The following is an 8,677-nucleotide window of genomic DNA, read 5'->3' as shown; positions in this document are numbered from 1 at the left end:
CGGCTTCGGATTTTGCTTGTGCTTTGGCATCAGCAAGTGCTTTGGCATCGGCATCAGCTTTTTCTTTGCGCAAACGTTCAGCTTCCGCTTGGTTGGCTTTTAGTTTGTCGGCTTCGGATTTTGCTTGTGCTTTGGCATCAGCAAGTGCTTTGGCTTCGGCATTTGCTTTTTCTTTGCGCAAACGCTCAGCTTCCGCTTGGTTGGCTTTTAGCTTGTCGGCTTCGGCTTTTGCTTGTACTTTGGCATCGGCAAGCGCTTTGGCATCGGCATCAGCTTTTTCTTTACGCAAACGCTCAGCTTCCGCTTTAGCATTTGCGGCATCTGCAAGTGCTTTTGCGGCATTTGTTCTTGCTTGTGCTTTGGCATCGGCAAGCGCTTTGGCATCGGCATCAGCTTTTTCTTTGCGCAAACGTTCAGCTTCCGCTTTAGCATTTGCGGCATCTGCAAGTGCTTTTGCGGCATTTGTTCTTGCTTGTGCTTTGGCATCGGCAAGCGCTTTGGCATCGGCAATTGCTTTTTCTGTACGCAAACGCTGGGCATCGGTTTTTGCTTTAGCATCAGCGGCTGCTTTTTCGTTTCTTAATCTTTGTGATTCTGCTAATGCATTTGCTTTGTCTTGTTCTGCTTTAAGTCTTGCGGCATTTGCGTTATTTGCTCTGGAATCTGCAGCTTCTTTTAGTTTTCTTTGTCTTTCTGCTTCTAGAACCGCTTTGTCTTTTCCTTGTAAGGCTAATAATTTATCGGCTTGCGCTTTTCTAAGTGCTGCTAATACTTCTGCTTTTTCTTTGGCGTCGGCTAATTCTTTAGCTTTTCTTACTTTTTCTGCTTCTGCTCTTGCTTTGTCTTTTTCGGTTTTTAGGGCTAATGCTTCTGCTCGTTCTTTTTGAAGATCGGCAGGCGTTTTTTTATTAACCGTTGCGTTTTTTGTTCCTGGATTTGTTTTTTTAGTAGCTTTTACTATTGGCTTATAGTCTTCAAAATCGCCATAACCTTTTAGTTTGTATGCTAATGTGATTTCGTGTGATAAGCCCAGGTTTGATAGATTTCCTATTCCTTTTTCGAGTGTATATCCTATTGATAATTTTTTTGCTACTGTAAAGCCTATTCCTGCTGAAATTCCGTAAAGGCTATTGTACCCTGCTTGTACCCAACCGGCTTTGGGTGCATTAAGAAGTAAGTTTGTGCTAAAAATAGTTTTTTCTTTTGCGGCTTCTCCTTTTACTATCATAGAAAATTTTCCGTTTTCGAATAGTCCTGAATTGTTATACAGGTAACCTGTGTACATAACGTGTCCTACGAAACTCTTTGCGGGGTCATCTGAAACTAAATCTGAACCCGAAAAATTATAGGTAAAAATGTTGTTTGCGGCTATACCAAAATCGATAAAACCAGTACTATAATTTAATCCTGGGTTTATGGTAACTAATGAATTTTTTGGTACGGTTTGTAATAAGGGTTCAGCTTCTCCGGTAACTATTTTTCCGGTGTTTAACCCGCTGTTTATATATGCTAAATTTAATCCGAAAGTAAAATTGCTGTTATTAGAAAGTTCGACATTTCTGGCAAAGTTTCCAACGATTCCGAATGTAGTTAGTACTCCGTAGTTGCGTTGAAATAATCCGAAACCTATTGCGTTATCTTCTCTAAATTTTCCTGAATAACTTGCAAAATAAGCTTGTGGTGCGTTTTCGAGTCCTGAGAATTGTCTTTTGTTGTACATACTAACAAAAGATTCATCTTCACGTACAAAACTAAAAGTTGGATTTATTAAGAATTTATTAAATTTTAGTGAGTTTTTTGCAGGCACATCAAACGAAACCACACCTCCTGTTTGTGCGTGGTTGGGTAAAATGAAACCTAAAATTAGTAATAAATTTATAAATTCTTTCTTCATGTTATTTTATAATTGTGATTGACCCTTTTTTTACAGGACTTCCGTCTTTAGAAATAATATAATAATATACAGGATTTGTAGATTTGAAAACGATTTCTTTTACTGGCCAATTATTTTGATAATTGACGGTTTGAAAATCGACATTTCCTTGTGGGTCTATAATTAAAACTTCGGTATTTGCATTTACATAGTCTTGAGGAATTACCCAAGTGTCATTTACTCCATCGGCATTTGGGCTAATAAGATTGGGTACTTGCTTTGGATTTATGCCTTCTTTAAGTAGGAAAAAAAATTCTTTAAAAGTATTGCAGCCTGAAGTTTGTTTTATTTTAACTTTATAATTTCCTACATCTGATGTAGTATAAGAGTTTGTTGTTGCCAACGGAATTAAAGTTCCGTTTAGATACCACTCGAATGTGGGACTTACCGCATCTGTGGTAACTGTAATGGTTTTTGTTTCGCCAGCCGAAATAATGTTTGCAAGTGGTTCTTGCTGTACATCGATACTTGAGTTAAATCCTTCGGTTGATAAAACAAATGGGGTTGAAGTAGATGAACAACCACCTTGATTTACAATTACTGTGTAAGATCCTGCTTGACTAGCTACATAAGTATTGGCTTGTGCACCAGATATTGCAACACCATCTCGAGACCACTGATACGAATATCCTGCCGTCACACTAAGTATGCTTGTTGCGGGAGGACAAATTGTATTGCCGCTACTTGAAGCAATTGTGAATGTGCTTCCGGCTGCAACGATGTTTACGGTTACTTTTACTGATTTTTCTATTTGACCATCATCAAGAGTAGAACAATTGCCATAATCTACAAAAGCTTGGTAATCTCCTGATGAATTAATATTTAAAAAAGAACCTGTTTCGCCTGGAACAAATACTCCATTTTTTTTCCATTTATATTTTAATGACGGAAAATCTACCGGAGAATCATTAGATGCTGGACCGTTGTCTATAAGAAGTTGAAAAATACCACTACCACAAATATTTATTGGTGATATTCCTCCGTTTAAAGTAAAATCTGCATTAAAAGCTTTATAATAAGCTGCCAATGCTGGCGAACTTTGAGGTCCCGTAGTTGTACCTCCTCGCACTCTAAATCTGTAATTTTCTCCTGCTGTTGTAGTTGGAACTTTAAAGGTAAAGCTTCCGGGACTAGTCGATGTTTGCGATGATAATATTGTTATGCCGGTTAAGGTAGCGAAAGATCCGTTTGCATCAGACATTTCTAAGACATAAGTGTTTGCTGTTGAGAATGTAAAATTTAGAGTAAAAGTGTTGAAACTTGGACTTGCACAGATTTGAGAAAAAGGGTAAGTTGGAATTCCAATTTGCCCAAAAGTTTTTGCTGTCGAAAAAAATGCCATTAAGACAAAAACGAAAACACACTTGTTTATAAGTGTAGTAATTTTATTTTTCATAACAATTCATTTTATTTTTTACACAAAAAATTGAAGCAGATTAGTTCGTTAAAATTGAAATTTAACAAAATCTAAGAAATCCATTAAAAGAATTATCTCTTAATGGATTTCTTAATCGCTATCATCATTGGTTTATTTGGAATTTGAAGCAGTTATCTTACTAATTTTTATTCTAAAATCTGGGTTGTTTTTAGTGTTGTATATATCTAAAAACATTTCTTTATTATCTGTATTTTGGTACAAGTTATAGTAAGATCCAGAACCATAATAATCTTCTAGGTCATCATTTGTAGTTGTATTTTCAACAAATATATTTCCTTTACAGTTATTAAAATATATTTCTTCAAATTTAATTTTCTTAAACGCACTTGCTTCTAACTTAATCTCACTGGATAAAATTGCGGCTGGATAAAACCCCGATACTACACTTCTTTTGATAGAGAATGAGGCGTTGTTTCCTACGTAAATAGCTTCTTTTACCAATCCTTTAGCAATATCATCGCTTAAATTTAAAGTAGTATTTACAAGCGAACAGTTTATGGCAGTAACATTTGTTTGGTTTTTAGAAAGATCAGCCTCTTCTTTCTTTTCATAAGAAGTTACATTCATACATCTTGATCTTGTTGAACTAGAATAAACGGAGTGTCTAATTGCTAATGAATTATCTATTTTGCATTGTGCGCCTTGTGTAAACTTAAAGTCATCACTACTAGATCTTAACGATACTAGTTTGCTCACTGTAACATCTCCGCCTAATATCTCGAAAGAATTTCCAGCTGCAAAACTACACATTACATTTTCGATAACTGTTTTACTTCCTACACTTGCTAAAGAAAAAGCATTATAATCTTTAAAACCTTTTATCTTTTTCCCTGCAAATTCTATCCTAAGGAATCTTACAATACCTGAATTACTTTGAGGATTTGTACCACCATAAATAGTTTGACTTGGGTCTAAATCGAAGTTTAAGGATGAAGCACCACCAAATTTGTTCATAGGAGCATCTCCAAGTATAGCCACTCCTCCCCAGTCCCCAGGTTTAGGTTGTGGTCTGTTTGATGTAAAAACAATTGGGTCTGTTTCTAAACCATTTGCCACAATTTGTGACCCTTTAGTAATAATTAAAGCACCATTTGTTTCGTAATCTCCTTTTATAACTGTACCAGGTTCGATAGTAAGTATTGCATTGTTTGTTACATAAACCGGTCCTTGCAAAAGATAAGTGTTCTTTTTAAATAAAGTTGTGTTAGCAGTAATTTTACCGTACAAAATCTGATTTGTTTCGTTATAGGTAGCGTTTGCTGGCTTAAATTCCGTCCAATTGCTTAACCAGTTACTGGCTCCAATTATACCTTTTTCTTGTTGTGCACTTGCAGTAAAAACTACAAAAAGCAACATCCATTTAATTTGTAATAGGTTTTTCATGTGGGGTAGGATTTAAAAGTTATTACTTGAGTAATTACTCGTTTATTTGCTCCAATGCTTTAAGCATTGCTTCGTAATATAATATAGAACTTACTAAGTTCCCTTTGTCTGCATAAGGCGTCATCGCTCTTTGAAAATCTACAGTCGAATTAAGAAAAGTTTCTGTATTTTGCTTTTGTAATGATAACGTTTTATCGTTTTCTGAGCTAGCAGGAACTCCAACATCTTGCATAGTTACACCAGGTTTTGTTGTCAATGCAATATAGGGCAAGGTATTTACAAGCACTTTTATACGCTCAATATATAATTCTAACAACAGGCCTTTGTTCATCCCATCTAATTCCGTTTTTTCATAGAATTTTTTCAAAGAAGCACCAGAACTAATAATTCCTAATGGTTTATTTGTTTTTTGAGCATTCGCATCGCTTACTGTAAATAATATAAATAAGCTAAAAAGGACGATTTTCTTCATTGTAATTGTTTATAATTTAAATAATTTAAAGTTTTAAATGGTTCTAAAAACAGCGCTTTAAATTCTAACTGCAAGTTTCTAATAACTTTTTAATAAAAAAAATTAATTTAACTTGTTTTCAAAGTTTAAAATACGTATTAGCAAACCCTAATTTCTTTCTTTTAAATTACACAACTAAAATCGTGCCAAAAACATTTTTAACGTAAAAAAAGACGCAAAGATTCAAAAAACATGGGGTATATTAATAGTTTTCTGTTTTTTTATAGACTGCAAAAATATATTTTTTTTACACTAAATTCCTAATATTGAGCAAATTTTGTTTCTAATCACACAAAACAAATAGTTCGTTTTAAAAAAAACACCTCTAAAAAATTTATTGCAGCACAAACCATATTGCAAAATTTATTCTATTCTACTATATTTGCAATATGCAGTTTAGCCAAATCGTAGGTCACGAACATATTAAAAATCATTTAATACAAAGCGCAACTGCTGGACGAATTCCGCATGCGCAATTATTTGTTGGTCCAGAAGGAGCAGGGGTTTTGCAAACCGCTATTGCTTATGCACAATATGTGTTGTGCAATAATATTGGCAACGAAAACCAAGGCGGAAACGAAAGTTGTAATTTAAAATTTGAACATTTTTCGCATCCAGATTTGCATTTTGTATATCCAACGGTGACTACCGATGAAGTAAAAACAAAACCAAAAAGCCTCGATTTTATTACAGATTGGAGAAAATTTCTTGCCCAAAAACCCTATGGAAGCATTTTCGACTGGTACAATATTCTTGATGTAAAAAACAAACAAGGCGAAATTAGGGTAGAAGATGCACAAGAAGTTCTAAAATCGCTTTCGCTAAAAGCCTATGAAGGCGGCTACAAAATCATGATTGTCTGGATGGCAGACAAAATGAATATTGCCGCTTCTAACAAATTGCTAAAATTACTTGAAGAACCTACAGAAAAAACACTGTTTATTCTTATTACAGAAAACGAAGAAGATATTATACAAACCATTCGTTCCCGATGTCAAGTCTTACATTTTTCGGCATTGAGCGAAAATGCCATTACCGAAGCACTAATTACTAATGAAAATATAGAAGCCAAAAAAGCACAAAAAATCGCACACAAATCGCAAGGAAATTATAACAAAGCCTTACAGTTTTGCCACGAAATAAATGAAGACTTACCGTTTGAAGAATGGTTTGTTACTTGGGTTCGTGCCGCTTTTAGAGCCAAAGGAAACGCAGCCGCTATTCAGGATTTAATCTTGTGGAGCGAACAAATAGCGGGTTTGGGGCGTGAAACACAAAAAAAATTCTTGCATTTTTGCATCGAAATGTTTCGACAAGCTTTACTGTTAAATTACCAAACCCAGAAACTAGTTTATCTAGAAACAACTGTTGAAAAATTTAGCTTAGAAAAATTTGCACCATTTGTAAACGGAAACAATATAAATGATATTTTTAAAGAAATTTCTGATGCCATATACCATATAGAACGTAATGGAAATGCCAAAATAATCCTAACCGATTTGTCTATAAAACTAACCCGATTAATTCATAAAAAATAAACATCTCTATTAATCCTTAATTATTTCAACAACGAATTACACAAATTAATACTAATTTTATTTTAATTCTTAAAAAAACAGTATTAATTCATACTAAACTTATTATTGAAAATTAAAAAAAACAACCTTATGGAAAACCTTGCTTCACTTTTTGTCTTATTTTTTCTTGCCATTACTTTCCTACAATCAGGATATGATAAATATACCGACTGGAACGGAAATGTATCCTGGCTTACCCAACATTTCTCAGGAACAATATTTGCAAACAAAATACCACTTGCACTAAAAACATTATTAGCTTTCGAGATTATTGCAGGAATTTTATGTGTAGTTGGCATGATAGAAATGTCTATAAGTGGCGGCACGACTTTTGGCAAATACGGTGCCTGTTTGTCTTGCGTTACTTTGCTTATGCTGCTTTTTGGGCAACGCATTGCCAAAGATTATGACGGAGCCAGAACTATTGTCATTTATTTTATTCCTGCAATAATGGGCGTTTATTGGTTGAGCTAAAAATTAGCATTTGTTATAAAATATGGCAAACTAAAAATGACTGAAATTAAAGATTTATCCGAAAAAACTTTAGTCTTAGAAAGAAACCAATACTTAAAAGTAAAAGGAAGCATTGATACAAATATCTATTTTGTAGAAAGCGGGAGTTTGCGCATTTTTGTTTCTGATGATTACGAAGAACAAATAATCAGATTTGGCTACGAAAATGATTTAATTGCTTCTTTAGACTCATTTTTAACCGAAAAACCTTCTGATTTTTGTATTCAAGCAATAAAAAAAACCATCGTAAAAATAATTCCAAAGCAAAAAATTATTGCGCTAATTAATCTGAATGAAGCAAATAAACAAACTTGGACAAAACTTTTAGAAAACATTGTTTTGCAGCAAATTGAAAGAGAAAAAGATATTTTAACAAGTTCGCCAAAACTAAGATTTCAAAGAGTTTTAAAAAGAAGTCCTAAATTATTTCAAGAAATACCAAACAAACATATTGCCAATTATTTGAGAATGAGTCCGGAAACTTTATCTAGATTAAAAAAATCTTGATTGAAATCAAGATTTGTAAAATTTAAAAAAGGGAACTTTGCAGAAAATAACACCTATGAAAACGCAATCGGAAACTTTAATTTTTAACTTAATTGAAACAACAAAGCAAAATATAAACTTTGTAGAATTACTAAAACAAAAAAACGATGCCCAATTAAATTGGAAACAAAACCCAGAAAGTTGGAGCGTTTTAGAATGCTTAGAACACCTCAATTTATACGGATATTTTTATATTCCAGAAATTGAAAAAACAATATCAAAGGCTAAATATAAAAACGAAACAATATTTAAAAGTGGCGTTTTAGGCAACCATTTTGCAATAAGCATGCTTCCTAAACAGAAATTGAATAAAATGAAAACTTTTAAGGATAAAAACCCTTTAAACAGCAATTTAGAAAGAAAAGTAATCGACGAATTTATAAATCAGCAAAGAAAAACAATAGATTTACTTAATAAATCTAGAAGTGTAAATTTGAACAAGGAAAAAGTAAAAATCTCTGTAACAAAATGGATCAAACTAAATCTAGGGGATACCTTTAGGTTCACAACAAACCATAACATTAGGCATCTTAAACAAATAGAAAATAACATTAATTTACAATCCTAATCGCAGAATTTGCAACTTCATAAAAAATAATCAAGAATATAAATTCTGCAAGTTTATCCTGTACACCATTTTATAATTTCATTTATGCAAAAAAACGGATTTAATTGGAATTAAATAATGGTTCGACGGGGTTCTCATGGAAATATTCAATTTGGTTCCAATGTCTAAATCGGAAATATCTTGAATAGATTTATACCATTTAAAGTTT

8 protein-coding genes are annotated in these 8,677 nt (G+C 33.3%); 4 read left to right on the top strand and 4 right to left on the bottom strand.

The annotated features are described in order from the left end of the window. The 4 genes from B0A57_RS00040 to B0A57_RS00025 all read right to left on the bottom strand — a co-directional run. Positions 1 to 1,894, bottom strand: a 1,894-nt coding sequence (locus tag B0A57_RS00040; RefSeq protein ID WP_123960856.1) for a PorP/SprF family type IX secretion system membrane protein, incomplete at its 3' end; no start/stop codon positions are given. 1 nt (position 1,895) lies between these two features. Further along, positions 1,896 to 3,329 (bottom strand): T9SS type B sorting domain-containing protein, encoded by a 1,434-nt coding sequence (locus B0A57_RS00035; protein WP_052079066.1) that lies wholly within the window; start codon positions 3,327 to 3,329, stop codon positions 1,896 to 1,898. A gap of 132 nt (positions 3,330 to 3,461) precedes the next feature. Beyond that, positions 3,462 to 4,754 carry a hypothetical protein gene (locus tag B0A57_RS00030; RefSeq protein ID WP_011962194.1) on the bottom strand — a complete coding sequence of 431 codons (1,293 nt, stop codon included), beginning with the start codon at positions 4,752 to 4,754 and terminating at the stop codon, positions 3,462 to 3,464. Between the two features lie 34 nt (positions 4,755 to 4,788). Next, positions 4,789 to 5,226 (bottom strand): hypothetical protein, encoded by a 438-nt coding sequence (locus tag B0A57_RS00025; protein WP_034097109.1) that lies wholly within the window; start codon positions 5,224 to 5,226, stop codon positions 4,789 to 4,791. A 428-nt stretch (positions 5,227 to 5,654) separates the two neighbouring features. Here B0A57_RS00025 and B0A57_RS00020 point away from each other — a divergent pair, with 428 nt between their 5' ends. From B0A57_RS00020 to B0A57_RS00005, 4 genes are all read left to right on the top strand, one after another. Then, the gene (locus B0A57_RS00020; protein ID WP_011962192.1) at positions 5,655 to 6,803 is read left to right on the top strand and encodes a DNA polymerase III subunit; all 1,149 of its coding nucleotides are present in this window, start codon (positions 5,655 to 5,657) and stop codon (positions 6,801 to 6,803) included. A 129-nt stretch (positions 6,804 to 6,932) separates the two neighbouring features. Continuing rightward, positions 6,933 to 7,316: a hypothetical protein gene (locus B0A57_RS00015; protein WP_011962191.1), complete on the top strand. Its 384-nt coding sequence runs from the start codon at positions 6,933 to 6,935 to the stop codon at positions 7,314 to 7,316. Between the two features lie 36 nt (positions 7,317 to 7,352). Next, positions 7,353 to 7,862: a Crp/Fnr family transcriptional regulator gene (locus tag B0A57_RS00010; RefSeq protein WP_034097107.1), complete on the top strand. Its 510-nt coding sequence runs from the start codon at positions 7,353 to 7,355 to the stop codon at positions 7,860 to 7,862. A 55-nt stretch (positions 7,863 to 7,917) separates the two neighbouring features. Beyond that, a complete protein-coding gene (locus B0A57_RS00005; protein WP_034097105.1) occupies positions 7,918 to 8,469 on the top strand; it encodes a DinB family protein in 552 nt (183 codons plus the stop codon). Positions 8,470 to 8,677 lie beyond the last annotated feature (208 nt).

This window comes from Flavobacterium psychrophilum DSM 3660 = ATCC 49418, assembly GCF_002217405.1.
GTDB lineage: Bacteria > Bacteroidota > Bacteroidia > Flavobacteriales > Flavobacteriaceae > Flavobacterium > Flavobacterium psychrophilum.
This window is presented reverse-complemented; position numbering and strand designations above follow the sequence as displayed.

Bases quoted from the DNA above. Each gene is read 5' to 3' on its own strand.
- B0A57_RS00010 (WP_034097107.1), top strand. From the start codon at position 7,353: ATGACTGAAATTAAAGATTTATCCGAAAAAACTTTAGTCTTAGAAAGA.
- B0A57_RS00015 (WP_011962191.1), top strand. From the start codon at position 6,933: ATGGAAAACCTTGCTTCACTTTTTGTCTTATTTTTTCTTGCCATTACT.
- B0A57_RS00035 (WP_052079066.1), bottom strand. From the start codon at position 3,329: ATGAAAAATAAAATTACTACACTTATAAACAAGTGTGTTTTCGTTTTT.
- B0A57_RS00020 (WP_011962192.1), top strand. From the start codon at position 5,655: ATGCAGTTTAGCCAAATCGTAGGTCACGAACATATTAAAAATCATTTA.
- B0A57_RS00005 (WP_034097105.1), top strand. From the start codon at position 7,918: ATGAAAACGCAATCGGAAACTTTAATTTTTAACTTAATTGAAACAACA.
- B0A57_RS00025 (WP_034097109.1), bottom strand. From the start codon at position 5,226: ATGAAGAAAATCGTCCTTTTTAGCTTATTTATATTATTTACAGTAAGC.
- B0A57_RS00030 (WP_011962194.1), bottom strand. From the start codon at position 4,754: ATGAAAAACCTATTACAAATTAAATGGATGTTGCTTTTTGTAGTTTTT.